The sequence below is a fragment of the Escherichia sp. WS2035 genome (assembly GCF_046487065.1).
Classification (GTDB): domain Bacteria; phylum Pseudomonadota; class Gammaproteobacteria; order Enterobacterales; family Enterobacteriaceae; genus Escherichia; species Escherichia coli.
Genome location: NZ_JBJQKD010000007.1, coordinates 228194 through 250337, shown reverse-complemented (window position 1 = coordinate 250337; position 22144 = coordinate 228194). Strand labels below are relative to the sequence as shown.

Genomic DNA, 22144 nt, shown 5'->3' with positions numbered 1-22144 from the left:
AGGTATTGGATCAATGAGTGAGTCACTATAATATTAAACTCACAATTATAAATCAGCCATATATTAGGAGCGCCAAAAAAAACCTGAAAACAATATAATAACAGGATAAATTTCAAGGCGACCAAGAATCATAGCTATGCACATTAAATATTTTGCAATGTCATTAAGCACTCCGAATGACGATGCAGTAGCCCCAAAACCTAATCCCATATTATTAATACATGCAGCCACTGTTGCAAATGATGTAAGAAAATCATATCCCATACCATTTAACACCAGTATAAAAAACACCGTGAAGAGAGTATAAAGAAAAAAGAAACTCCATACAGACCTCATTACACGATCTGTAACTATCTTCCCTCCTACATTTACACTCAACAACGCTCTGGGATGAGAAAGCTGGTTTATCTCGTGTTTGCTTTGTTTGAAAAGTATAAGAAATCGAAGTGACTTAATTCCACCACAAGTTGAACCTATACATCCCCCAAAGAAACTTGACAACAGCAAAAACACTATCGTGTGCGTGGGCCAGTTTGCATAATCCTGCGTAGCTAAACCATTATCAGTGAGCATGGAGCTGGCAAGAAAAAACGAATGAATAAAACTTCCAGGCAAGTCATACATACCTATATGCCAGACCTGGAAAGAGGTAACAATGATCACCCCTAAGGCTATTAACAGAAAGAAACGAAGTTCAATATCTCTGATTAAAGGTTTTAACGTTTTCCTGCTAATAACAATATACCAAAGGGTGAAGTTGAAAGCCGATAGCAGGGAAAAAGAACCAGCCACCAGCTCAACCAAATAGTTATTAAAATATCCGATACTCTCGCTATGAGTTGAGAAACCACCAAGCGAAACTGTGGATATCCCGTGACAAATAGCATCAAACAAAGGCATTCCTGCAAGTCTATAACAGACAATACAAGCAATACCTAATAAAGAATAAGTTATCCAAAGTGTCCGTGACGTATCGGCCAGGCGGGGAGTAAGTTTGTCATCCTTAAATGGCCCTGGCATTTCTGACTGATAAAGCTTTGCACCACCAATACCCAATAATGGCAATACAGCAACCGCCAGAACAATAACTCCTAAACCACCTATAAAATTTAACTGTGACCGATAGTACAAATATGCCCGAGGTAATGAACTAACATCATCAATTACAGTTGCTCCTGTTGTTGTTATTCCAGAAACCCCTTCAAATAGAGCATCAATAAACGTTAAATTAAGTTCTGAGTCAATCCATAAAGGGAATGCACTAATAACAGAAAACAAAATCCAAAACATTACAATTATAATAAACCCATCACGAGTACGTAATTGAATACCAGATTTCTTAGTTGTATACCACGCTCCGCCACCAATGCAAAAAAATATAACAAAAGTTATAAAGAAAACGAACAGGCTTTTTTCTTTATAAAACAATGCTACAACCATTGGTGGCAACATTGAAAGACTATAGAGCCAAACCAGGAACCCACACATATGAGTAACAACTCTTATATGAGATGTATTCATATCTAAATATTCTTTCAATTATAACCACCTTGCTGCAACATTATGATTATACTGTATAAAATTTAACTCATCTTAGATCTTACTTCACTGTTCCTTATGAAACAATCATCAAAATGAATCATATTGTAGTTAAGATTTTACTTTAAACACTGTTCGGTTATGTATTGCTGAGCACCTTCAAGTTGGGCCTGCATCATTACCAGTCGTTCCCGGAGGGTGAAATAATCCCGTTCAGCGGTGTCTGCCAGTCTGGGGGAGGCTGCATTATCCACGCTGGAGGCGATGGTGGCTTCACGCACGGACGGACAGACTGCTCTGATGTGCAACCGACGACGACCAGCGGCAACATCATCACGCAGAGCATCATTTTCAGCTTTCGCATCAGCTAACTCCTTCAGGTATTTTGCATCGAGTGCAGCAACATCACGCTGGCGTATCTGCATGTCAGTAATGATTGCGGTCGCCTGGTTGAGTTTTTCCTTCACATTATCGCGTTGCGCTTTGTAGGTAATGGCATTATCACGGTAATGATTAACAGCCCATGACAGGCAGACGATGATGCAGATAACCAGAGCGGAGATAATCGCGGTTACTCTGTTCATTGCTGACCCCACAAACAGATTTCACGCTCAATCTCACGACGAGTCATGAGACCTTTCCATTGCTTACCGCCAGCATATGTCCAGCGACGTAGCTGATCACATGCGCCTTTGATATCGCCCTGGTTTATTTTGCGAAGAAGCGTCGATGTTCTGAAATTGCCAGCGCCCACGTTGTAAACGAACGAGTAAAGAGCGCCGCGCGTTGTTTCCGGTATATCAACTTTTATGTACGGGTTAATTTGTCTGGCGACCGTGGCAAGGTCTTTATTCAGGAGGGCTTTGCATTCTGCTTTGGTATACGTTTTACCGAGCATGATGTCTTTTCCTGTATGCCCGTGACATACAGTCCATACACCAACAATATCTTTGTATGGTATGTAGCTGACACCTTCCAGACCATCGTTACCACTTGGGCCAGTGATTAACACTGATGCTATAGCAATTGCTCCGCCACCAATAGCAGCAGCAACGGCTTTTCGTAATGATGGAGGCATTATTCACCTCTCGCAGCCTTGCGCTTATCTTCTTTAATCTTGAAATAAAGGTTTGTCAGGTACGTCAGCAGGCCAAATACCAAGCTACCCAGCACACCGATTGCAGCCCACTGTGACGGAGTTACTCTATCGAGCAACTGTAAAAACCAGTAGCCAGCACTGCCTGCGGAGGTGCCATAGGCGACACCCGTTGTTAACTTATCCATGGATTTCATAACCCCCACCTCGCAGATGCGGGCGCTGTGTAATGGAAACAAAAAATGGCCACCAGCGGCCCGTAAAAAACACCCCGTCAAAGACACCCGCAGATGCCTTTTGTGTGGTGTTATCTGATGTGATGTGCGTCGGATGTGACGCGGAGAAAATGAAATAAACCTTATCTGAAATTAAGGTTAATCTGAGGATTTAAACCATTTTTAAAGCTTAGTAATATCAACTCGTCTCCGGAAGGAGACCGATACTTATTCTTCTTCACGGACTTTGTCCCGCGGCGTTAATCCGACAGCCGCGCTTTTTTTGCGCCATATTCATCACTGACTTACATGGCATTGCCGTACGGACATTATCAGTGTCCGTGTTTTCTTTTTTCGAATTAAGAATAAAAAAAACCGCCTGATACGGCGGTTGGTCAATTAAGGGATGAATTATTTAATTGTTATAAAACCGAGGCGTCGGGTGCCTCCCGAAGTATTCCGTGCCGTATGGATACTGTGGTTTCCCGCTAAACCGACTCTTTAAACCACCCTCGCCCTGAGGAACGCCTCTGCGGTGCTTTTACAACACCAGAATGATGCATCACCGACCCTGCCAGGAAATACAAAATCTCCACCGATAATGCACCATTCTGCTGCCGTAAAAAATCAGCACTGAGGCTACACCCGGCCTCAAATCATAGCCAGAGAACAGAATGCTTTTTCAAAACAACCTGCTCCCACGTAATAAAAAAATACGCCAGTGCCGCAATACAATAAGGCTTGTTTCAAATGCTGGAGCGGGTAGCGGGAATCGAACCCGCATCATCAGCTTGGAAGGCTGAGGTAATAGCCATTATACGATACCCGCATATGGTGCCGACTACCGGAATCGAACTGGTGACCTACTGATTACAAGTCAGTTGCTCTACCTACTGAGCTAAGTCGGCATTGGTTCTTCAGGGGAGCGATATCACCGAGCAAAGAAGAGTTCCCCCTCAGAACCGTTTTCGATGATACGATTTAATATTCCAATCGCAACAACACTTTGCGTCAAGTTATGTAAATTTATTTATATGTTTTTATTTTATGTGAATAATTCACTTTCACTTAAAATATACATGACAATGTATAAACAAATTTATTTTGAAGGCGATTATTAAATGTCGTTTCTGATATCACGCCACAGAAACAACAAAACCCGCTCAATGGCGGGTTGTATTAAAGTTCATGCGCTTAATTTGCCTCGCGATACAGCTATGCGAAGCGTACCGAAATTGAAGCAGTTTGTGGCTCATTTTGCAATGATTTTTTAAGCATAATCGAACGCTTCTCTCATAGGTGAATACAAAATGAACTCAACAACACGCAACCACTGATCAACACGACGTCGGCATGTAATCAACGCCCACTCTGGGTACTGTTCGTTTAATAACTCGGCCATCCTTCTCTTACTCATCCCTCGCCCCACATAACGCTGACTCAGGACATTTAGTAGTCCTGGATGATCCGCCAGAACTTCACCTATAACACTATCAATTTTTAGTGCCTCTGCATCAGTACAATGCGCCAGCCAGCTCTTTTGCTTGCCGTTGATCATCTCTCGCAAAAACGCTTCCAGCTCAGCTTTCTCTATTCCCGCTTTTTTCATTCTGCGCAGGGCTTCATTGATGGCTGTTTTCGTCAATTTTTTTGACGCCAGCAACTGGTTAAACATATTCCCCGTCTTACCGCCGCCAATATACGACCAGCGCCCCCACATGCGCAGTTTTCCCTGAATCCAGACACTTTCCAGCGTGGTGAGACGAAGGTGTTCCCCGCTTTTGCCTGTATTTGTTGGGTAAATCATAAATAACCTTCCTTTCTCCAGATTTCTTGCGTGCGAAAAACACCTTCTGCATGCATCAGGCGTAATTCTTCTTTGGTGTAATCGCTGGTTTTTACCCGCCCGTCGATTAAATCGTGGCACGAGCTACAGGCAATCGCTGCCTGCATATCGTGTGGCTTTATCGCTGTTCCGCACGTTCCCGCCAGTCGGTAATGCGCCAGCACAGACGTTTCGGGATTGTGATTGCAGTAGCCAGGGATTCTGACCTGGCACATCTGGCCCCGCGCCGCTTTACGTAAATCCACCATTACGCAAACTCCAGTAGCTGCGCGGCCACATTTTCGACTTGTTCCGGAGAGGAAAATTTACGGAACAGAATCCAGTTCCACAGCACATTCAGTACAGATTTATAAACCTGCTGAAACTCGGTTTCGTCCATATTCGCAAACGCGATGGATTTCGCCCGACGCCCACGACTACCATCAGGATAAAAATGCTCGGTGTAAAATCCGGCCTGAATGGTTACCCACTCGCGGAAAGCGTCAAATGATTTGAGCAATGCCATATCCCGGGTTCTGCGTGTCGCAACGGTATTCAGATATTGTTCCGCGGCATCACTCAGAGCTGGCGTATGTTCCCTGCCTACTGATTCACACAGGTAATCAACGAAGCCGAACACCATTTCTCGTTCGCGAGGTGTGATCGCCCCACCGACCGGAGTCCAGTAATCGAATCCCAGTTGCAGGAGTTTGAAAAAACGCTTGTGGAATGCGTAGTTACGCACACGCTTAAAGTCTGCGTGTATCCACTCACCTATTTTGATTTGATGCAGAAAATCGCAACTCTCCGGCGTCGCCGGGAGAAGTAAACCAGAAGAAGTTTGTTTGACCAGTTGTATATGCGCCATTTCTCAATCTCTCGATGGCGCAGTGCAGCAGATGCCAGTTGTTCAGGCTGACGTATGAAGTATAAATAAACTGGCTCCAGTGTAAAGTCCCCACCTTAATGGAATAAAAACCAAACAACAGATTGCCGGGATAAAAACAACGCTTATTATTAAAAGCGGTTAAACAAATTAAATTTTAATGTTATGAAAATCTACCAGATCACCATAATATCTCATTTGAAAACCACTGAAATAACAATCCTATCAAGATCAATCATATTAAGGTGAGTAAATATGGAAAACAACAAATCTGCACATTACGCTCCTTTTTTATCTGTAATACTTTTTGTTTTATGCTGTGCGTGGGCATTATTTTTATAAAAATATTTACAGATAAAATAAACTCGCCAAAACTGGTTAAGTGTGGGTGCGTTGAGGATGCATAATACATCAGAGGTGGCGAGGGATTTCTCCCTCGCCCGGTCTCTTACTCCTCAGGTTCGTAAGCTGTGAAGACAGCGACCTCCGTCTGCCCGGTTCGGATTCGTACCTCGCAGAGGTCTTTCCTCGTTACCAGTGCCGTCACTATGACGGTTAAACAGATGACGATCAGGGCGATTAACATCGCCTTTTGCTGCTTCATAGCCTGCTTCTCCTTGCCTTTCGGCACGTAAGAGGCTAACCTACATGTGTTCAGCATAGATTGAGCCTCAGATTAATGTTAAGCGTCTTGCAGGACGCGTAATGTTAACTGGGGCTTTTCTCTATCTGCCTTTTGGTGTTCATGCCTGAGGCAGATAGCCTCAAGCACCCGCAGCAATTTTACTTAACTCCCGCTACCTCGCCAATATGAAATCAATAAGAAAGGTGCTCCATAAAATCACTCCTTCTCTTCTTTACCGTAGTGGAGTTGACCAATTTTGATAAGAGGGCGTCCCTGAGATTTGCGGTGTAGATTGGTATCGCGCAGAGAATACACACAGCCACAATATTCCTGCTGATAGAATTTTTCGCGCTTGCTGATTTCAATCATGCGGGACGAGCCGCCCTGCTTGCGCCAGTTATAATCCCAGTACACCATGCCCGGATAATGCGCGACGGCTCGCCGCCCACAGTCGTTAACCTGCTGCATATTTTTCCAGCGTGAAATGCCCAGTGAACTGCTGATCACACTGAAACCATTTTCAGCAGCGTACAGCGCTGTCCGCTCAAAACGCATGTCAAAACACATGGTACAACGGATCCCCCTCTCGGGCTCCCATTCCATTCCTTTGGCACGTTCAAACCAGTTGTCTGTGTCGTAATCAGCATCAATAAATGGCACGCCGTGTTGTTCAGCAAAGCGAATATTCTCATCCTTACGAATTAAATACTCTTTCTGAGGATGAATGTTCGGGTTGTAGAAAAAGATGGTATAGTCGATTCCCGAGGCCTGAAGCGCCTCCATCACTTCACCGGAACATGGAGCACAGCAAGAGTGCAGTAGTAGTTTGTTTGCCCCGTTTGGGAGCTCCAATTTAGGCCGTTTAAAATCAGCAATAGTCATAAATATTTTTATTGGGGTCATGAAAATAGCACAGAGTGTAGCATCAGAGCAGGGCTATCGGGAATAGATGTCTAAATCTGGTAATATCTGCTTTTGACACAAAGCAGACAACCACGCTAGCTCAATCCTGTGCCGTGAAAATGTCAATTCACATCTGAACTAATGCTCTTTAATCGAGTAACGTCTATAAATAACGAAAATTTCTCTGATAAAATGCCAGTATGCGCTGCATAACTTCGCTCTTCCGGCACTCACAGCAAATTATGTTTTGGTGCCTGTCATAACGACGTATTTCTCCGTCAGGTAATGACCAGATAAGGTCCGGATCAACCACAGATGGTTTCTTCACCTTTGCCCTGGATAGTTTTTTGCGGGCATTTTGCCAGTCCTTACGAGCCTGTTCAGACGGGAATAACCCGTAGCCAGAGTTGTATACATCGCCACTGGCAACCAGCTCTCTGGCGAGAACGCTCATCAGATATCTTGTCGCACCTGTCTTGGCTTCCAGTTGCCGTAACGTCTCGCGCCCACTCCGGCGTACTAGCTCAACAACCTGTCCCTTGATTTTTTCCCGCTCTTCTTGTGTAAATACTTTTGCCATAAGCGCCTCCGGCAATCACTTTTCCGATGCAACACAGCGAGAAGAATCAGTAATCTGTCGAACAATATCCCGGTGCTTGTTCAGCTCCCGCAGCGCGGCGCAGACACGCTCCCACTTCTGGACATGATTTTTCGCCCGACGCAGTTCGCGGTTTGCCATATGCAGCGATGGCAGAACGAGGTCATCCGCTCGCGTTTCGGTAAACGATGGCAACGACTGCACAATGTCCGCCACAGTTTCTGTTTTAATATCTTCCTGTGTTGCAGCTTCCTGTCCCGGTAACGCAACACCTGCTGGCTGAGGAAAGGCTTTACCATCAGTTTCCGTTACCGATGCAGCTTTCGGCTCTGCTGGTAAATCATCGCCCGGCATGCAGTAACGAAATTTACCGTTCTGATTAACGCGAATCAGACGGCCTTTGCTGATTGCCATTGCCAGCGTTGAAGCCACTTTGCGTGATGTGGTGCCGAAAAACGTAGCCAGTTCATCCGCCGTTTGTGGGCCACGTTGTTCAATCGTCGCGGTTAAATCGCACTCTGAGATTTTCGCTACTGTTGCCGTGGTGGTTTCTTCCGGCAGTTCTGCCTGCTCTGGCTGTTCCTGCTGAACGTTGTTATCAGCCACACGCCAGGTGTATACGCTTTTATCAACGAAGCCAGCCTTTTTAAGCTCCCACAGCTCGTTCAGCACTTCTTCACGACTGATATCAAGTCGCGCAGCCAGTTCTACCGACGTGGCTTTTCCCATTGCTTTCAGTGCATCAAAAACGGTTTCCATTAAAATTTCCTCCCGGTAAAAATCACTTCGCAATTCCTGGCTGGACGACATTCGGACGCCAGCTCTCCCAGTTAAAATTCACCCATCGCCCGCCGTTCATGGTCATGCGATCCATAATCCGCTCGCCGAGCAATGTTTTCATGGCCTCATAGTTCAGGTTTGTCAGCATCCCCACGCTGCGCATCGACGCTGTCCGGCGATCAACAATCTGGTGCAGCACCACCTGCTCGTTTTTTGTCTCGCGCTGAATGCCAATTTCATCAAGAACCAGCAGATCCACTTGGCACAGTTCCCGCAAAAATTTTTCGCCTGATTGCCCGTCGTCATAGCTGGCGTGTAGAGCACTCATGACATCAGCCACGGTAACCACAATCACTGTCTGGCCATCTTTCAGCAGGCGATTCCCGATAGCCGCCGCCAGATGGTTTTTTCCGGTACCAGGTTTTCCGCTGAACGCAAAATTTGTACACCCGGTCATCAGTTCATCAGCGATAGATTTCGCCTGGTTCAACGCGTATCGCTGACCGTCGTTCTGCACCTGGTAATTCGCAAACGAGCATTTGCGGTGCAATGGCTGGATGCCAGAGCGATTCAGAATTTTTTCCACCCGCAACTGACGATTCTGACGGTTGATCTCCTCACAACGTTTCTGGCCTTCGGAAAGTTGCCACTCGCGCCACTCCGCTACCGTTTTGAATGGGGCGGTTACATGTGGCGGGGCCAGTCTGCGGATACGTTCAAGAATGCCTCCTGCCGCAATATTTTTCATGGTCAGTTACCCCCTGAAGCCTGGCGGGATCGCACTATCCGGTAACGAGACGGTGTTAACCTGTCGGAGTAACGTCTCAGGTCGAACACCTTTTGGCGCGAACAAGCCCTGGTATTCATTGGCGATGCTGTGTCGAATCACCTGCTCAGGTGAAAAACCCTGCTGGCGGAATTTTTCCAGCTCCCGTATCGCCCCGTTAGCGCCCTGCTCCGTTCGAATCGGTTTACGCAATGCCTGGCGAAATTCAACCCACTCACGCCAGAGCGAGACAGAAATCCAGTTCGGCAAAGCAATATCCAGAGGGTCAAACTTTTTGACACCTCGATTCCCCCGGGGGGGATTTAGGGGGGGATCTGTTTTTAGATCTTTATCTGTATCTTTATTAGTTGCCTTTGTGTTGACATCATGTTCAAACACCACTTCAACATCTGTTTGAACACCTGTTAAATTTCTCTCTTGTTTTGTTTGAACATCTGCTTCCTTTCTGCTTCTTCTGGCCTGAACAGATGCTTTTCCTGCGGCTGATTTTTTGGTTAATTTTTCCCTGACTGATGCCAGATCTTCCTCAATCCGAAGATGCACCCATTCCTCGCCGTTATCGCAAAAAAACTCCTGCAAGGATGGTTCAACATCAGCCCATCGCTCGTTAGTCAGACGGGCAATTTTTGCCAGCCTGTTTTTAGGTATTGGCTTTCCTGTTTGCCAGTAATTGAACATCAGCAACAAATACGCACCATGCTCCTCTGCTGACAAATGCATGGTGTCAGCCAGGTAATCAGCTATGTACAGTTGCATGTATGGTAATGCGGCCATAATTGCCCCGTATGATGCTGCCCGATTGCTTAGAATAAGCACAAACAGCATGGAAACTTTTGCTTAATGAACAATGACAGAATCGTCGGAAGACCCGCCGCCGCTGAAATGCGCTTTCCGGTAAACGGCCTGGACTGCATCATCATGCGCATCAATTGCCGTACTTAACGCTTCCTGCGCCGCCAGTAATGCACGGCGTTCCAGGGTATCGAAGATGCAGAGTCGGTGACGCAGCTCGCGCGGAAGGATTGCCAGAATTGCTGGGATCAGCTTCTGAATTTTTTCTCTTTGCGTTTTCGTTTCACCTTTCAACCAACGGTGATAGATATTCTGCTGATTATTCCAGTCCTTGCCTGGTACCAGGGGCAATTCGCCGCCCCCCTGGCGCAGATATTCTTCAGTAATTGCATTGGCTACCCATGCCTGCCCTTTTTCGGCTGCCAGGGCAAACAACACTGATTCGATGTGTTCATGCTTGATTTTCATGAATCATTTGCCTCTTGATGTTTCAGGTATGATCAAATGAGGATTTGTTACTGTCATTTAGTTGCTTCACTGACATATTCTGCGAACAACATGCCGAACGTCGTAAATATGACCAGTCAATATCAGGACGAAGCTCTTCGCACAGAACCTCACCTCTTGTTGCACGTTCAATTGCTGGACATCTCTCGGCAGGCAATTGACGTACCCCTTTGATCCATTGATTTACGCTTGGAGGTGATACACCTAAAAGCCTAGCCATTGCTGATTGCCCACCGACAACAGCTTGAATGAATAGTTCTCTTTTTTCATCGAATGAACTCCAAAAACACACAGAAATATTAGGCGACGCCTAACACAAATGTCAATAGGCTATGCCTAATGCGATAAGGGTAGGGATTGCCTAATGCAATGAGCATAGGAGAATATTAAGCAATGCTTAGTGGTAAAGACTTAGGCCGAGCGATAGAGCAGGCCATTAACAAAAAAATCGCATCGGGATCCGTCAAATCAAAGGCGGAGGTCGCACGCCACTTCAAAGTCCAACCACCATCAATTTATGACTGGATTAAGAAAGGCTCCATAAGTAAAGATAAACTTCCAGAATTATGGCGTTTCTTTTCTGATGTTGTTGGTCCAGAGCATTGGGGGCTTAACGAATACCCCATACCAACCCCCACCAATTCAGATACAAAAAGTGAACTTTTAGATATAAACAACCTTTATCAAGCAGCCTCTGATGAAATAAGAGCGATTGTAGCTTTCCTGTTATCTGGAAATACTACAGAACCAGATTGGGTTGACCACGATGTTCGCGCCTACATAGCAGCGATGGAAATGAAAGTGGGTAAGTATCTGAAAGCTCTAGAATCTGAACGGAAAAGCCAGAACATCACAAAAACTGGAACTTAAACTTATATGGTCTGACGGAAAACTCCTGGATTCCGTTATTTAACCCCCCATCACTTTCTCCTGTCGCCATCACCTATTAGGTTACGCTCAAAACATTAGGCATAGCCTATTGACAATCAATTAGGCATTACCTATAGTTCCAGCATACCACCCACCCCGCCCCACAGAACGCAGGGCAATACTTCGAGTTACCAGGCAGTGGTAAGGGGTTAAGTAGCCAGCCCGAGGCGTATGAACATGACGGCGGGATTCAAATTTTGCAGTGCAGCAGTTAGTTCCGCCACCCGGCGTTAAGGGGAGAGATAAGATGGTGCATTACGAAGTAGTTCAGTATTTGATGGATTGTTGCGGCATCACTTACAGCCAGGCTGTACAGGTTCTACGCAGCAACGACTGGGATCTCTGGCAGGCAGAAGCCTCTATCCGCAACAACAAGATGTGAGGGTTCCCAAAATGCAAAAAAATCGACCTCGGCAACAACGAATCCATGGTGTGTGGCGTGTTTCCCAACCAGGACGGTACGTTCACCGCGATGACGTATACAAAAAGCAAAACATTTAAAACCGAAACTGGTGCGCGCCGATGGTTGGAGAAGCACACAGTAAGCTAACGATTAAAACGTCTACTCCTGCTGTTCCAGAATAACTTCATAAAATGGGAGTATTTTTCGGTGACGAGATAATAAGAACAGTTTGCGCTATCACTCTGATGTTGAATGATGCCCTTCCGTTCTAATTTTTTCATAACCGGGTTACGGCAAGGAGAAGTGATAATAAGATTTCCTGTTTTAAGGAAATCTTTAAATACAGCGATTTCTTTCTCAGATAAACGAAGCAATACTCGTTGCTCTGGTAGTAATGAATAATGCTTTTGAATATGTGCTCGCAATCTTGAGAAGGAAATGGCGACCACGAAAGAAAAGGCAAAAACGATAATCTGAAAGAGCCAAGGTATTTCAGTATAAGCATTGAATGCGACAGTAAACTCTTTCGGTATCAGCCAGAGAGTGAGACCAAAAATGATAATCGTATACATAAGTCTTTCGAGTGGCTCGTTAGCAAAAAGTTTCAACAATGGAGTAAATACATCCAACATATCAATAACTCTCAACTGTAAGGGTATTGAAATGTTAACACAAGCTCTCGCTGTAGGGGTATAGCCGAGACCACCGAAGCCCGGAGGTGGTGAAATAAAACTGGGCACAACACGAAGGCGCACTTCCGGTATCCATAAAGAGTCGGTCTTGTCTGTTAAATTTAAATGGTGGGAGTGCGCCTCCGGTTGTAAATAACGACATTGCTGTGTGTAGCCTTGGCGGCATCAGTTTTTTCTTGAAGTTCGGCTGATGTCCGCCCTTTTTAAAGTGAATTTTGTGATGCGGTGAATGCGGCTAAGCGCACGCGGAACAGTTAAAAGCATCAGAGTTATGGGTGGATTATCCGGCGTTAATTGTTAACTGGTTAACGTCACCTGGAGGCACCAGGCACCGCATCAACAAAGTTCATTTGTGAAAATGGAGATAATTATGATTGCTCATCACTTCGGAACTGATGAAATACCACGTCAGTGTGTGACTCCTGGTGATTATGTTCTTCATAACGGCCGGACATATATTGCCTCGGCAAACAATATTAAAAAGCGAAAACTTTATATTCGTAACCTGACCACAAAAACATGCATTACTGACTGCATGATTAAAGTCTTCCTCGGTCGTGATGGTTTACCTGTAAAGGCGGAGTCATGGTGATGACTAAGAAAATAAAATATGCTTACCACCTTTGCAATAAAGGAATTAAAGAAAGCAAAAGCATTAAAAGACCACTTCATTTCATGCATGGAGTTATCCCAACGACGGAAATGAAAAAATATTGTAGTGAAAATTGTGCCGAAAAAGACCAGATGGCACACGAACTTTAATTAACTGACTATGCGAAACTGAATTTATGCCAGCAATGGCAGGGATTCGCTCAACCTTAATTAAGGAGAAAAACATGATTACCAATTATGAAGTCACTGTTGTAACTACCGATGACATTGTTCACGAGGTTAATCTGGAAGGAAAGCGTATTGGCTACGTGATTAAAACAGAAAATAAAGAAACCCCATTCACTGTGGTTGATATCGACGGCCCATCAGGCAACGTAAAAACACTTGATGAAGGTGTCACAAAAATGAGTCTGGTTTACATCGGAAAGAATCTGCCCGCAGAAAAAAAAGCCGGATTTCTGGCAATTCTGATTGCAATGAAATTAAAAGGTGAAATCTGAAAAAAGAAAGCCTGCACAACGTGCAGGCCTGAGTGAAGAACCTGGGACATTTATTCATCACTCGCAGTAATTTTAATCTGAGTTGAGGTTAAAAAACAATGAGCACAAAACCACTCTTCCTGTTACGGAAAGCGAAAAAATCATCCGGTGAACCTGACGTCGTCCTGTGGGCAAGCGACGATTTTGAATCGACCAGCACCACTCTGGACTATCTGCTCGTTAAGTCAGGTAAAAAACTGAGCAACTATTTTAAAGCTGTTGCCACAAATTTTCCTGTCGTTAATGACCTTCCCCCTGAAGGTGAGATCGATTTTACCTGGAGTGAACACTATCAACTCAGCAAAGACTCCATGACATGGGAACTAAAACCGGGAGCAGCGCCAGACGACGTTCACCACCAGGATAATGCTCAAGAAACCAAAGAACTGGCGGGAGGCCAGGAAGAAAACACGCAGGCAGACGCCCACGAGGATTGCCAGGATTGCGAAGTCTCTGTAGCCACTTTGCGGTTCACTCAGCGTCTTCTGCACATTTTTACGTATGCGGCCGGGGATCGGAAATACCTGCATCATGCCACCCGTGAACAACGCGAACACATTACTGCTCTTGAGATGGATCAGGAAAACAGCTATGTCCAGAATCTGCTGTTGGCCATACGCGGTATGGCAGAACCGACAACTCTGGATAATGCCGCCCTGCTCCGCCTGACTGATGCAATTAAGGCAGTTTTCTCTATCACGAAAAAACATCAGCCCTATGAATTTAAGAATTTCATTTCAGCCTGGCTGGATACCGAACACATTGATCGTGGTCTTCTGACAAAAGAATGGAGGAAAGGGAATCGTGTTTCACGCATCACTCGCACGGCTTCCGGTGCTAATGCTGGCGGCGGGAACCTCACCGATCGCGGCGAAGGTTTCGTCCACGATCTGACGTCACTGGCACGCGATGTAGCCACTGGCGTACTGGCCCGTTCAATGGACGTGGACATCTATAACCTTCATCCGGCACACGCTAAACGCATTGAGGAAATTATCGCTGAAAATAAACCGCCCTTTTCTGTTTTCCGCGACAAATTCATCACCATGCCTGGCGGGCTGGATTATTCCCGCGCCATCGTGGTTGCGTCCGTGAAAGAAGCACCAATTGGGATCGAGGTCATCCCCGCGCACGTCACTGAATATCTGAACAAAGTACTGACTGAAACTGATCATGCCAACCCTGATCCGGAAATCGTGGATATTGCCTGCGGTCGCTCCTCTGCCCCGATGCCGCAGCGTGTGACAGAAGAAGGAAAACAGGACGATGAAGAAAAACCACAACCATCTGGCGCAATGGCAGATGAACAGGCAACGGCTGAAACAGTGGAACCGAATGCAACTGAACATCATCAGAACACGCAGCCGCTGGATGCTCAGTCACAGGTAAACCCTGTTGAAGCGGAATACCAGAAAAAGCTGGCAGAACTCCATGAAGCCCGGAAAAACATTCCATCAAAAAATCCTGTCGATGCCGATAAATTGCTTGCTGCATCACGTGGTGAATTTGTTGACGGAATTAGCGACCCGAACGATCCGAAATGGGTTAAGGGGATCCAGACTCGCGATTCTGTGTACCAGAACCAGCCAGAAACGGAAAAAACCAGCCCGGATGTGAAACAACCTGAGCCAGTAGTGCAACAGGAACCGGAAATAGTCTGCAATGCCTGCGGTCAGACTGGCGGGGATAACTGCCCTGACTGTGGTGCGGTGATGGGCGACGCAACATACCAGGAAACATTCGATGAAGAGAATCAGGTTGAAGCTAAGGAAAATGATCCGGTGGAAATGGAAGGCGCTGAACATCCGCACAATGAGAATGCTGGCAGCGATCCGCATCGCGATTGCAGTGATGAAACTGGCGAAGTCGCAGCTCCCGTAATCGTAGAAGACATAGAGCCAGGTATTTATTACGGAATTTCGAATGAGAATTACCACGCGGGTCCCGGTGTCAGTAAGTCTCAGCTCGATGACATTGCTGATACTCCGGCACTGTATTTGTGGCGTAAAAATGCCCCCGTGGACACCACAAAGACAAAAACGCTCGATTTAGGAACCGCTTTCCACTGCCGGGTACTTGAACCGGAAGAATTCAGTAACCGCTTTATCGTAGCACCTGAATTTAACCGCCGTACAAACGCCGGAAAAGAAGAAGAGAAAGCGTTTCTTATGAAATGCGCAAGCACAGGAAAAACGGTTATCACTGCGGAAGAAAGCCGGAAAATTGAGCTCATGTATCAAAGCGTTATGGCTTTGCCGCTGGGGCAATGGCTTGTTGAAAGCGCCGGACACGCTGAATCATCAATTTACTGGGAAGATCCTGAAACAGGAATTTTGTGTCGGTGCCGTCCGGACAAAATTATCCCTGAATTTCACTGGATCATGGACGTGAAAACTACGGCGGATATTCAACGATTCAAAACCGCTTATTACGACTACCGCTATCACGTTCAGGATGCATTCTACAGTGACGGTTATGAAGCACAGTTTGGAGTGCAGCCAACTTTCGTTTTTCTGGTCGCCAGCACAACTATTGAATGCGGACGTTATCCGGTTGAAATTTTCATGATGGGCGAAGAAGCAAAACTGGCAGGTCAGCTGGAATATCACCGCAATCTGCGAACCCTGGCTGACTGCCTCAATACCGATGAATGGCCAGCTATTAAGACGTTATCACTGCCCCGCTGGGCTAAGGAATATGCAAATGACTAAGCAACCACCAATCGCAAAAGCCGATCTGCAAAAAACTCAGGGAAACCGTGCACCAGCAGCAGTTAAAAATAACGACGTGATTAGTTTTATTAACCAGCCATCAATGAAAGAGCAACTGGCAGCAGCTCTTCCACGCCATATGACGGCTGAACGTATGATCCGTATCGCCACCACAGAAATTCGTAAAGTTCCAGCGTTAGGAAACTGTGACACTATGAGTTTTGTCAGTGCAATCGTACAGTGTTCACAGCTCGGCCTTGAGCCAGGTAGCGCCCTTGGCCACGCATATTTACTGCCTTTTGGTAATAAAAACGAAAAGAGCGGTAAAAAGAACGTTCAGCTAATCATTGGCTATCGCGGCATGATTGATCTGGCTCGCCGTTCTGGTCAAATCGCCAGCCTGTCAGCCCGTGTTGTCCGTGAAGGTGACGAGTTTAGCTTCGAATTTGGCCTTGATGAAAAGTTAATACACCGCCCGGGAGAAAACGAAGATGCCCCAGTTACCCACGTCTATGCTGTCGCAAGACTGAAAGACGGAGGTACTCAGTTTGAAGTTATGACGCGCAAACAGATTGAGCTGGTGCGCAGCCAAAGTAAAGCTGGTAATAACGGGCCGTGGGTAACTCACTGGGAAGAAATGGCAAAGAAAACGGCTATTCGTCGCCTGTTCAAATACCTGCCCGTATCAATTGAGATCCAGCGCGCGGTATCAATGGATGAAAAGGAACCACTGACAATCGATCCGGCAGATTCCTCTGTATTAACCGGGGAATACAGTGTAATCGATAATTCAGAGGAATAATTCAGCTAGGCGGTGTAATGCACCGCCAACGTGAAATATTTTTTATGAGAACAATTATGAGATATGACGATGTTAAACCATGTCCGTTTTGTGGTTGTCCATCAGTAACGGTGAAAGCCATTTCAGGATATTACCGCGCGAAGTGTAACGGATGCGAATCCCGAACCGGCTATGGTGGAAGTGAAAAAGAAGCACTCGAACGATGGAATAAACGAACCACTGGAAATAATAATGGAGGTGTTCATGTATAAAATTACCGCCACTATTGAAAAGGAAGGAGGCACTCCTACTAACTGGACAAGATATTCAAAATCTAAACTAACGAAATCAGAATGCGAAAAAATGCTCTCAGGTAAAAAAGAAGCAGGCGTTTCCAGAGAGCAGAAAGTAAAACTGATAAATTTTAATTGCGAGAAACTTCAGTCCTCATGAATTGCATTGTATTCAAATTAAAACTTCATAGCTGATTATTAATAATCAACATCGGGCGTCAATTTCAGCCTAACATTGGCGCCTGCCAGAGGTGATGCGATGGCACAAGTAATCTTTAATGAAGAGTGGGTGGTTGAATACGGCCTGATGCTTCGCACTGGTCTAGGTGCCAGACAAATTGAAGCATACCGCCAGAACTGTTGGGTGGAAGGCTTCCACTTCAAACGAGTATCTCCTTTAGGGAAGCCAGACAGTAAGCGAGGGATTATCTGGTACAACTATCCGAAGATAAATCAGTTTATCAAAGACTCATGATATGTCTAAATTACCAACAGGTGTTGAGATTCGAGGTAAATACATTCGCATCTGGTTCATGTTTCGAGGAAAACGATGTCGGGAAACATTGAAAGGCTGGGAGATTACTAACAGTAACATTAAAAAGGCCGGGAATTTAAGAGCGTTGATAGTTCATGAAATCAGTTCCGGTGAATTTGAGTATTTAAGACGTTTTCCCCAGTCCAGCACTGGGGCAAAAATGGTGACAACGAGGGTCATAAAAACATTCGGGGAGCTTTGTGATATCTGGACAAAAATTAAAGAGACAGAGTTAACAACAAACACAATGAAGAAAACGAAATCACAATTAAAAACACTCAGGATAATAATTTGTGAGAGTACCCCGATATCGCATATTCGTTATAGCGATATCTTAAACTACCGGAATGAACTGCTGCATGGAGAAACGCTTTACCTGGATAATCCAAGATCCAACAAAAAAGGAAGAACCGTGCGCACAGTTGATAACTATATCGCCCTGCTCTGTTCGTTGTTACGTTTTGCGTATCAGTCGGGATTTATATCAACCAAACCATTTGACGGAGTAAAAAAATTACAGCGAAACAGAATAAAGCCTGACCCGTTATCTAAAACAGAATTCAATGCATTAATGGAAAGTGAAAAAGGACAGAGCCAAAACTTGTGGAAATTTGCCGTTTACTCCGGGCTTCGTCACGGGGAACTGGCAGCTCTGGCGTGGGAGGATGTGGATTTCGAGAAGGGAATTGTGAATGTCAGAAGAAACCTGACGATACTTGATATGTTCGGTCCCCCAAAAACAAATGCCGGGATCCGGACGGTAACATTACTGCAGCCGGCTCTTGAAGCACTGAAGGAGCAATACAAACTGACCGGGAATCATCGCAAAAGCGAAATCACTTTTTATCATCGGGAGTACGGCAGAACTGAAAAGCAAAAACTGCATTTTGTTTTCATGCCCAGGGTGTGTAACGAAAAACAGAAACCTTATTACTCGGTAAGCAGTTTGGGTGCAAGATGGAATGCAGCAGTAAAACGTGCTGGTATTCGCCGCCGTAATCCGTACCATACGCGACATACTTTTGCCTGCTGGCTGTTGACGGCAGGAGCGAACCCAGCATTTATAGCCAGCCAGATGGGGCATGAAACTGCGCAAATGGTGTATGAAATTTACGGTATGTGGATTGATGACATGAACGACGAACAGGTAGCTATGTTGAATGCGCGGTTATCGTAGTTGCAAAGTTTGCCCCCAATTTGCCCCATTTAGTACCAGAGAACTGAAATAATGCAAGAAAATCAAAAGAATACGAAGAAAGAACAATACAACCTGAACAAATTACAAAAACGTCTGCGTCGTAACGTGGGCGAAGCCATTGCTGACTTCAATATGATTGAAGAAGGCGATCGCATCATGGTTTGCCTCTCCGGGGGTAAAGACAGCTATACCATGCTGGAGATTCTGCGCAATTTGCAGCAAAGCGCGCCAATCAATTTTTCGCTGGTGGCTGTTAACCTCGATCAAAAGCAACCGGGCTTCCCGGAACACGTTCTGCCCGAGTATCTTGAAACGCTGGGCGTTGAGTACAAGATTGTTGAAGAGAACACTTACGGTATCGTGAAAGAGAAGATTCCGGAGGGCAAAACCACTTGCTCACTGTGTTCTCGTCTTCGTCGCGGTATCCTTTATCGCACCGCAACGGAACTGGGGGCGACGAAGATCGCGCTGGGTCACCATCGTGACGATATCCTGCAAACGCTGTTCTTAAATATGTTCTACGGTGGCAAGATGAAAGGTATGCCTCCGAAACTGATGAGCGATGATGGCAAACATATCGTGATTCGTCCGCTGGCCTACTGCCGCGAGAAAGATATTCAGCGCTTTGCCGATGCAAAAGCGTTCCCGATTATTCCGTGCAACCTGTGCGGTTCACAGCCTAACCTGCAACGTCAGGTAATTGCTGACATGTTGCGTGACTGGGATAAACGTTATCCGGGGCGTATCGAGACGATGTTCAGCGCAATGCAGAATGTGGTGCCGTCGCATCTGTGCGATACCAACCTGTTCGATTTCAAAGGCATTACCCACGGTTCTGAAGTGGTTAACGGGGGGGATCTGGCGTTTGATCGCGAAGAGATCCCACTACAACCAGCGGGCTGGCAGCCAGAAGAAGATGAAAATCAGTTGGATGAGTTACGGCTGAATGTGGTTGAAGTGAAATAACCAGGATAGCGCCCGATACGCAAGCGTATCGGGCTACTCTTATGGAAGCCGATAAGACGCGGCCAGCGTCGCATCCGGCAATGCCGAAGAAGATGTTTACTCTTGCACCCTGCAATTCAACATTTCATTATTTTAATAACCGCACCCGGCACGTTTTTCCTTTAATCTTCCCGCCCTGTAACTGTTTCCATGCTTTATGAGCAACAGCCTGACGCACCGCGACATAAACATGCGCCGGATGCACGGCAATTTTGCCAATATCTGCGCCATCAAGCCCGATGTCTCCTGTCAGCGCACCTAATACATCACCCGGGCGCATTTTGGCTTTTTTCCCGCCATCGATACACAACGTTGCCATTTCTGCTTCCAGCGGCACAATGGAACTATTCGCTGGCGGCGTTTGCCAGTTAAGTTTTATCTGCAACATGTCAGAAATGATATTGGCCCGCTGTGCTTCTTCCGGAGCACAGAAACTGATCGCCAGACCGCTATTTCCTGCACGAGCTGTACGACCGATGCGATGTACATGAACTTCAGGGTCCCACGCCAGCTCAAAGTTCACCACCAGCTCAAGCGATTTTATATCCAGACCACGCGCAGCAACATCAGTCGCGACCAGTACACGGGCGCTACCGTTAGCAAAACGTACCAGGGTCTGATCGCGATCGCGTTGCTCCAGATCGCCGTGTAACGACAATGCACTTTGCCCTACTTCATTCAGCGCGTCGCAGACAGACTGGCAATCTTTTTTGGTATTGCAAAACACCACGCAAGAGGATGGCTGATGCAAGCTTAATAACCGTTGCAACAGAGGAATTTTGCCTTTGCTGGATGTCTCATAAAATTGTTGTTCAATAGGTGGCAGAGCATCTGTTGAGTCAATTTCAATCGCTAAAGGATCGCGCTGCACTCTTCCGCTGATTGCGGCAATGGCTTCCGGCCAGGTTGCCGAAAACAGAAGTGTCTGCCGAGATGCTGGCGCAAAACGGATGACATCATCAATGGCGTCACTAAATCCCATATCCAGCATGCGGTCGGCCTCATCCATCACCAGCGTATTCAACGCATCCAGTGATACAGTGCCTTTTTGCAGGTGATCCAGCAAACGGCCCGGCGTTGCCACGATAATATGCGGCGCATGTTGTAACGAATCACGCTGCATACCGAACGGTTGACCACCGCACAACGTCAAAATTTTGGTATTTGGCAGAAAACGCGCCAGCCGACGCAATTCACCTGCCACCTGATCCGCCAGTTCACGCGTAGGACACAGCACTAAAGCCTGGGTTTGAAATAGCGACGCATCAATTTGCTGTAACAAGCCGAGGCCAAAAGCCGCCGTTTTGCCGCTGCCGGTTTTCGCCTGCACGCGAACATCTTTTCCGGCAAGGATCGCCGGAAGCGCGGCGGCCTGCACCGGCGTCATGGTTAAATAACCCAACCCATTAAGGTTTGTGAGTTGGGCGGGAGGCAAAACATTCAGGGTAGAAAAAGCGGTCACAATCTATTCTCGTGGTCATCGACGCAAAGTCAGCAGGCGCGTATCCTCGCAGATCTACGCTCACGATGCGACAATTTAATCGGCTCTTCATCGGGTGGTGGGTCAGGCATGGGTTGCGGGCGAGGGATCGGATCGGGCACGGGAACAGGATCGCCAGGAATCGGTTCAGGGACAGGAATTTGCAAATAAATAAGTGTCGTCATATTTCCCTCCGGTCATTGGGTGGACTCTTAAAGGGTAGACGCTGATAAATAACAGGCAAAAAAAAGCCGACTCATCAAAGTCGGCGTCGTACGAATCAATTGTGCTATGCAGTAATTCAAAAAAGGAAGTAAGACAATATGGAGCGCAACGCCCATCGCTTGACGTTGCATTCACCTGCAAGAGAGATATTGCCCTGAATGGGTAGAGAGTTTATTGACTTCGCTCA

The 22144-nt window shown here is 46.2% G+C and carries 30 protein-coding genes, 2 tRNA genes and 1 pseudogene; 13 read left to right on the top strand and 20 right to left on the bottom strand.

Translation table 11 applies throughout. The features are described 5' to 3' along the window. Positions 1-63: 63 nt before the first annotated feature. From trkG to ydaS, 17 genes and pseudogenes are all read right to left on the bottom strand, one after another. Positions 64-1521 carry a Trk system potassium transporter TrkG gene (gene trkG, locus ACJHX4_RS14290; protein WP_024187587.1) on the bottom strand — a complete coding sequence of 486 codons (1458 nt, stop codon included), beginning with the start codon at positions 1519-1521 and terminating at the stop codon, positions 64-66. A 196-nt stretch (positions 1522-1717) separates the two neighbouring features. Continuing rightward, a complete protein-coding gene (locus ACJHX4_RS14285) occupies positions 1718-1903 on the bottom strand; it encodes an Rz1 family lipoprotein (RefSeq protein ID WP_077520023.1) in 186 nt (61 codons plus the stop codon). A gap of 216 nt (positions 1904-2119) precedes the next feature. Continuing rightward, the gene (gene rrrD, locus ACJHX4_RS14280) at positions 2120-2617 is read right to left on the bottom strand and encodes a lysozyme RrrD (RefSeq protein WP_001135280.1); all 498 of its coding nucleotides are present in this window, start codon (positions 2615-2617) and stop codon (positions 2120-2122) included. Further along, positions 2617-2832, bottom strand: coding sequence for a phage lysis protein EssD (gene essD / locus ACJHX4_RS14275; RefSeq protein ID WP_000839599.1), 216 nt, complete (start codon positions 2830-2832; stop codon positions 2617-2619). The genes rrrD and essD overlap by 1 nt, the downstream gene beginning before the upstream one ends. Positions 2833-3604: 772 nt before the next feature. Beyond that, positions 3605-3679, bottom strand: a tRNA-Gly gene (locus tag ACJHX4_RS14270). 3 nt (positions 3680-3682) lie between these two features. Next, a tRNA-Thr gene (locus tag ACJHX4_RS14265) sits at positions 3683-3758 on the bottom strand. A gap of 362 nt (positions 3759-4120) precedes the next feature. After that, complete coding sequence (locus tag ACJHX4_RS14260; RefSeq protein ID WP_001531661.1) at positions 4121-4657, bottom strand: DUF1133 family protein; 537 nt, start codon at positions 4655-4657, stop codon at positions 4121-4123. Then, the gene (locus ACJHX4_RS14255; protein WP_000228020.1) at positions 4654-4944 is read right to left on the bottom strand and encodes a DUF1364 domain-containing protein; all 291 of its coding nucleotides are present in this window, start codon (positions 4942-4944) and stop codon (positions 4654-4656) included. The genes ACJHX4_RS14260 and ACJHX4_RS14255 overlap by 4 nt, the downstream gene beginning before the upstream one ends. Further along, positions 4944-5543 (bottom strand): DUF1367 family protein, encoded by a 600-nt coding sequence (locus ACJHX4_RS14250; protein WP_000940322.1) that lies wholly within the window; start codon positions 5541-5543, stop codon positions 4944-4946. Before ACJHX4_RS14250 ends, ACJHX4_RS14255 begins: the two co-directional genes overlap by 1 nt. A gap of 466 nt (positions 5544-6009) precedes the next feature. Then, the gene (gene hokD / locus ACJHX4_RS14245; protein WP_000813254.1) at positions 6010-6165 is read right to left on the bottom strand and encodes a type I toxin-antitoxin system toxin HokD; all 156 of its coding nucleotides are present in this window, start codon (positions 6163-6165) and stop codon (positions 6010-6012) included. 237 nt (positions 6166-6402) lie between these two features. Continuing rightward, positions 6403-7068 (bottom strand): epoxyqueuosine reductase QueH, encoded by a 666-nt coding sequence (locus tag ACJHX4_RS14240; RefSeq protein WP_021554705.1) that lies wholly within the window; start codon positions 7066-7068, stop codon positions 6403-6405. A 184-nt stretch (positions 7069-7252) separates the two neighbouring features. Beyond that, positions 7253-7669, bottom strand: a complete 417-nt coding sequence (locus tag ACJHX4_RS14235; RefSeq protein ID WP_001151236.1) for a DUF977 family protein — start codon at positions 7667-7669, stop codon at positions 7253-7255. Between the two features lie 15 nt (positions 7670-7684). Then, a complete protein-coding gene (locus ACJHX4_RS14230) occupies positions 7685-8446 on the bottom strand; it encodes a DUF1627 domain-containing protein (RefSeq protein ID WP_000450696.1) in 762 nt (253 codons plus the stop codon). A gap of 22 nt (positions 8447-8468) precedes the next feature. Beyond that, positions 8469-9215, bottom strand: a complete 747-nt coding sequence (locus ACJHX4_RS14225) for an ATP-binding protein (protein ID WP_000788766.1) — start codon at positions 9213-9215, stop codon at positions 8469-8471. A gap of 6 nt (positions 9216-9221) precedes the next feature. Continuing rightward, positions 9222-10079: a YdaU family protein gene (locus tag ACJHX4_RS14220; RefSeq protein ID WP_000899754.1), complete on the bottom strand. Its 858-nt coding sequence runs from the start codon at positions 10077-10079 to the stop codon at positions 9222-9224. 12 nt (positions 10080-10091) lie between these two features. Further along, positions 10092-10514: a toxin YdaT family protein gene (locus ACJHX4_RS14215; protein ID WP_000693797.1), complete on the bottom strand. Its 423-nt coding sequence runs from the start codon at positions 10512-10514 to the stop codon at positions 10092-10094. A 22-nt stretch (positions 10515-10536) separates the two neighbouring features. Then, positions 10537-10823: pseudogene (gene ydaS, locus ACJHX4_RS14210) on the bottom strand (toxin YdaS). Between the two features lie 123 nt (positions 10824-10946). On the opposite strand from ydaS, the gene racR reads away from it, so the two are divergent. The 3 genes from racR (at position 10947) to ACJHX4_RS14195 (ending at position 12033) form a co-directional block, all read left to right on the top strand. Then, entirely contained in the window at positions 10947-11423 is a 477-nt protein-coding gene (gene racR, locus ACJHX4_RS14205) for a DNA-binding transcriptional repressor RacR (protein WP_001531660.1), read from the top strand. A gap of 307 nt (positions 11424-11730) precedes the next feature. Then, a complete protein-coding gene (locus ACJHX4_RS14200) occupies positions 11731-11865 on the top strand; it encodes a phage protein (protein WP_001531659.1) in 135 nt (44 codons plus the stop codon). Positions 11866-11910: 45 nt separating this feature from the next. Then, positions 11911-12033, top strand: coding sequence for a DUF1391 family protein (locus ACJHX4_RS14195; protein ID WP_050558888.1), 123 nt, complete (start codon positions 11911-11913; stop codon positions 12031-12033). Here the strand turns inward: ACJHX4_RS14195 and ACJHX4_RS14190 are convergent. Beyond that, on the bottom strand, positions 12030-12518 hold the full coding sequence (locus tag ACJHX4_RS14190) for a superinfection exclusion B family protein (protein ID WP_001312793.1): 489 nt from the start codon (positions 12516-12518) through the stop codon (positions 12030-12032). The genes ACJHX4_RS14195 and ACJHX4_RS14190 overlap by 4 nt on opposite strands. 430 nt (positions 12519-12948) lie before the next feature. Here ACJHX4_RS14190 and kilR point away from each other — a divergent pair, with 430 nt between their 5' ends. From kilR to ttcA, 10 genes are all read left to right on the top strand, one after another. After that, the gene (gene kilR, locus ACJHX4_RS14185) at positions 12949-13170 is read left to right on the top strand and encodes a killing protein KilR (RefSeq protein ID WP_000560230.1); all 222 of its coding nucleotides are present in this window, start codon (positions 12949-12951) and stop codon (positions 13168-13170) included. Then, on the top strand, positions 13170-13340 hold the full coding sequence (locus tag ACJHX4_RS14180) for a YdaE family protein (protein ID WP_001531657.1): 171 nt from the start codon (positions 13170-13172) through the stop codon (positions 13338-13340). The genes kilR and ACJHX4_RS14180 overlap by 1 nt, the downstream gene beginning before the upstream one ends. Positions 13341-13414: 74 nt before the next feature. Next, entirely contained in the window at positions 13415-13690 is a 276-nt protein-coding gene (locus tag ACJHX4_RS14175) for a phage protein (protein ID WP_001531656.1), read from the top strand. 98 nt (positions 13691-13788) lie between these two features. Continuing rightward, a complete protein-coding gene (recE, locus tag ACJHX4_RS14170; RefSeq protein WP_001531655.1) occupies positions 13789-16440 on the top strand; it encodes an exodeoxyribonuclease VIII in 2652 nt (883 codons plus the stop codon). Further along, positions 16433-17242, top strand: a complete 810-nt coding sequence (gene recT / locus ACJHX4_RS14165) for a recombination protein RecT (RefSeq protein WP_000166317.1) — start codon at positions 16433-16435, stop codon at positions 17240-17242. The genes recE and recT overlap by 8 nt, the downstream gene beginning before the upstream one ends. A 56-nt stretch (positions 17243-17298) precedes the next feature. Next, positions 17299-17493, top strand: a complete 195-nt coding sequence (ralR, locus tag ACJHX4_RS14160) for a type I toxin-antitoxin system endodeoxyribonuclease toxin RalR (RefSeq protein ID WP_042853000.1) — start codon at positions 17299-17301, stop codon at positions 17491-17493. After that, complete coding sequence (locus ACJHX4_RS14155) at positions 17486-17674, top strand: DUF1187 family protein (protein ID WP_001302840.1); 189 nt, start codon at positions 17486-17488, stop codon at positions 17672-17674. Before ralR ends, ACJHX4_RS14155 begins: the two co-directional genes overlap by 8 nt. 99 nt (positions 17675-17773) lie before the next feature. Next, the gene (gene xisR, locus ACJHX4_RS14150; RefSeq protein WP_001531653.1) at positions 17774-17989 is read left to right on the top strand and encodes an excisionase XisR; all 216 of its coding nucleotides are present in this window, start codon (positions 17774-17776) and stop codon (positions 17987-17989) included. A 1-nt stretch (position 17990) separates the two neighbouring features. Further along, positions 17991-19226, top strand: coding sequence for a tyrosine-type recombinase/integrase (locus ACJHX4_RS14145; protein ID WP_001531652.1), 1236 nt, complete (start codon positions 17991-17993; stop codon positions 19224-19226). A gap of 51 nt (positions 19227-19277) precedes the next feature. Beyond that, positions 19278-20213, top strand: coding sequence for a tRNA 2-thiocytidine(32) synthetase TtcA (gene ttcA, locus ACJHX4_RS14140; protein ID WP_001531651.1), 936 nt, complete (start codon positions 19278-19280; stop codon positions 20211-20213). A gap of 127 nt (positions 20214-20340) precedes the next feature. Here ttcA and dbpA read toward each other — a convergent pair whose 3' ends face one another. Together dbpA and ynaL are read right to left on the bottom strand one after the other, a co-directional pair. Next, the gene (gene dbpA, locus ACJHX4_RS14135; protein WP_000123789.1) at positions 20341-21714 is read right to left on the bottom strand and encodes an ATP-dependent RNA helicase DbpA; all 1374 of its coding nucleotides are present in this window, start codon (positions 21712-21714) and stop codon (positions 20341-20343) included. A gap of 29 nt (positions 21715-21743) precedes the next feature. Beyond that, positions 21744-21917, bottom strand: coding sequence for a protein YnaL (gene ynaL, locus ACJHX4_RS14130; protein ID WP_001296046.1), 174 nt, complete (start codon positions 21915-21917; stop codon positions 21744-21746). Positions 21918-22144: the final 227 nt, after the last annotated feature.

Coding starts and splice junctions, on each gene's coding strand:
- ynaL (WP_001296046.1), bottom strand. CDS start 21,917: ATGACGACACTTATTTATTTGCAAATTCCTGTCCCTGAACCGATTCCT.
- ACJHX4_RS14190 (WP_001312793.1), bottom strand. CDS start 12,518: ATGTTGGATGTATTTACTCCATTGTTGAAACTTTTTGCTAACGAGCCA.
- ACJHX4_RS14230 (WP_000450696.1), bottom strand. CDS start 8,446: ATGGAAACCGTTTTTGATGCACTGAAAGCAATGGGAAAAGCCACGTCG.
- ACJHX4_RS14225 (WP_000788766.1), bottom strand. CDS start 9,215: ATGAAAAATATTGCGGCAGGAGGCATTCTTGAACGTATCCGCAGACTG.
- ACJHX4_RS14155 (WP_001302840.1), top strand. CDS start 17,486: ATGTATAAAATTACCGCCACTATTGAAAAGGAAGGAGGCACTCCTACT.
- recE (WP_001531655.1), top strand. CDS start 13,789: ATGAGCACAAAACCACTCTTCCTGTTACGGAAAGCGAAAAAATCATCC.
- ACJHX4_RS14235 (WP_001151236.1), bottom strand. CDS start 7,669: ATGGCAAAAGTATTTACACAAGAAGAGCGGGAAAAAATCAAGGGACAG.
- ralR (WP_042853000.1), top strand. CDS start 17,299: ATGAGATATGACGATGTTAAACCATGTCCGTTTTGTGGTTGTCCATCA.
- ACJHX4_RS14180 (WP_001531657.1), top strand. CDS start 13,170: ATGACTAAGAAAATAAAATATGCTTACCACCTTTGCAATAAAGGAATT.
- ACJHX4_RS14260 (WP_001531661.1), bottom strand. CDS start 4,657: ATGATTTACCCAACAAATACAGGCAAAAGCGGGGAACACCTTCGTCTC.
- essD (WP_000839599.1), bottom strand. CDS start 2,832: ATGAAATCCATGGATAAGTTAACAACGGGTGTCGCCTATGGCACCTCC.
- ACJHX4_RS14145 (WP_001531652.1), top strand. CDS start 17,991: ATGTCTAAATTACCAACAGGTGTTGAGATTCGAGGTAAATACATTCGC.
- ttcA (WP_001531651.1), top strand. CDS start 19,278: ATGCAAGAAAATCAAAAGAATACGAAGAAAGAACAATACAACCTGAAC.
- rrrD (WP_001135280.1), bottom strand. CDS start 2,617: ATGCCTCCATCATTACGAAAAGCCGTTGCTGCTGCTATTGGTGGCGGA.
- ACJHX4_RS14255 (WP_000228020.1), bottom strand. CDS start 4,944: ATGGTGGATTTACGTAAAGCGGCGCGGGGCCAGATGTGCCAGGTCAGA.
- ACJHX4_RS14175 (WP_001531656.1), top strand. CDS start 13,415: ATGATTACCAATTATGAAGTCACTGTTGTAACTACCGATGACATTGTT.
- trkG (WP_024187587.1), bottom strand. CDS start 1,521: ATGAATACATCTCATATAAGAGTTGTTACTCATATGTGTGGGTTCCTG.
- recT (WP_000166317.1), top strand. CDS start 16,433: ATGACTAAGCAACCACCAATCGCAAAAGCCGATCTGCAAAAAACTCAG.
- racR (WP_001531660.1), top strand. CDS start 10,947: ATGCTTAGTGGTAAAGACTTAGGCCGAGCGATAGAGCAGGCCATTAAC.
- ACJHX4_RS14215 (WP_000693797.1), bottom strand. CDS start 10,514: ATGAAAATCAAGCATGAACACATCGAATCAGTGTTGTTTGCCCTGGCA.
- xisR (WP_001531653.1), top strand. CDS start 17,774: ATGGCACAAGTAATCTTTAATGAAGAGTGGGTGGTTGAATACGGCCTG.
- ACJHX4_RS14200 (WP_001531659.1), top strand. CDS start 11,731: ATGGTGCATTACGAAGTAGTTCAGTATTTGATGGATTGTTGCGGCATC.
- kilR (WP_000560230.1), top strand. CDS start 12,949: ATGATTGCTCATCACTTCGGAACTGATGAAATACCACGTCAGTGTGTG.
- ACJHX4_RS14250 (WP_000940322.1), bottom strand. CDS start 5,543: ATGGCGCATATACAACTGGTCAAACAAACTTCTTCTGGTTTACTTCTC.
- ACJHX4_RS14285 (WP_077520023.1), bottom strand. CDS start 1,903: ATGCGAAAGCTGAAAATGATGCTCTGCGTGATGATGTTGCCGCTGGTC.
- ACJHX4_RS14240 (WP_021554705.1), bottom strand. CDS start 7,068: ATGACTATTGCTGATTTTAAACGGCCTAAATTGGAGCTCCCAAACGGG.
- ACJHX4_RS14220 (WP_000899754.1), bottom strand. CDS start 10,079: ATGCTGTTTGTGCTTATTCTAAGCAATCGGGCAGCATCATACGGGGCA.
- hokD (WP_000813254.1), bottom strand. CDS start 6,165: ATGAAGCAGCAAAAGGCGATGTTAATCGCCCTGATCGTCATCTGTTTA.
- ACJHX4_RS14195 (WP_050558888.1), top strand. CDS start 11,911: ATGGTGTGTGGCGTGTTTCCCAACCAGGACGGTACGTTCACCGCGATG.